Below are 868 nucleotides of genomic sequence, written 5' to 3'. Positions count from 1 at the left end.
GTTTAGAAAACCCCTGGCTATGCCGGGGGTTCCGGAGAGCTTATAGCGTGGTAATAAAAAAACCTCACTTCATGGTAGGATAAAGTTGGTTTCCCGACCACTTCATCTCACCATAGAAGGAGGTATGCCCTTTGAAGGACATGAACAGTTTAGCACACACAACATGGAATTGTAAGTACCACGTAGTTTTTGCCCCAAAGTACAGAAGGCAGATTATTTATGAAAAATATAAAAAGAGTATTGGATAAATTATAAGAGATTTATGTGAACGGAAAGGTGTAATCATCCATGAAGCAAATGCCTGTCCAGATCATATCCATATGTTAGTTAGCATCCCACCCAAATTAAGCGTTTCTCAATTCATGGGTTACTTAAAAGGAAAAAGTAGCCTTATGATATTTGATCGACACGCGAACTTGAAATATCGATATGGAAATCGAAAATTCTGGTGTCGAGGTTTCTACGTTGATACAGTGGGCAGAAATAAGAAACAAATACAAGAATACATCAGAAATCAGCTGAAAGAAGACTATATGGCTGATCAATTAACATTGTTCGAAGAATATGATCCGTTTACAGTAGAGAAAAATCGGAAGAAATAAAGAAATTCTTTAGAATTAGTGAGTGAATGTGGTGCAAGAGGGAAACTCTTTCAGCGGGCCTTTTAGGCCTAGGCCGGTAATAGAGGCTTTCAGCCGCAGAGCAAACCACCAGTTCACACTGGTGGTTTTGATTTATAACGCAAGAAAGTATAAGTTTATCAAGTGAGATTAGTGTCTAGCTCCAGTCGCCAGCGGCTCTCGCCATAAGCGGTGAATCCCTCCGGAATGGAAAAGCGCCTTCCTGCAGGAATGCCCGGTAATGCCTG

At 40.8% G+C, this 868-nt stretch carries 1 pseudogene; it reads left to right on the top strand.

From position 1 onward, the window contains the following. Positions 1–140 precede the first annotated feature (140 nt). Positions 141–602: pseudogene (tnpA, locus tag A4U59_RS20315) on the top strand (IS200/IS605 family transposase). The last annotated feature ends 266 nt before the right edge of the window (positions 603–868 follow it).

Origin of the sequence: Bacillus marinisedimentorum, assembly GCF_001644195.2 — a bacterium.
Classification (GTDB): domain Bacteria; phylum Bacillota; class Bacilli; order Bacillales; family Bacillaceae_O; genus Bacillus_BL; species Bacillus_BL marinisedimentorum.
Note: the sequence above shows the minus strand (reverse complement) of the source record. Positions and strands in the feature narration are given on the sequence as shown.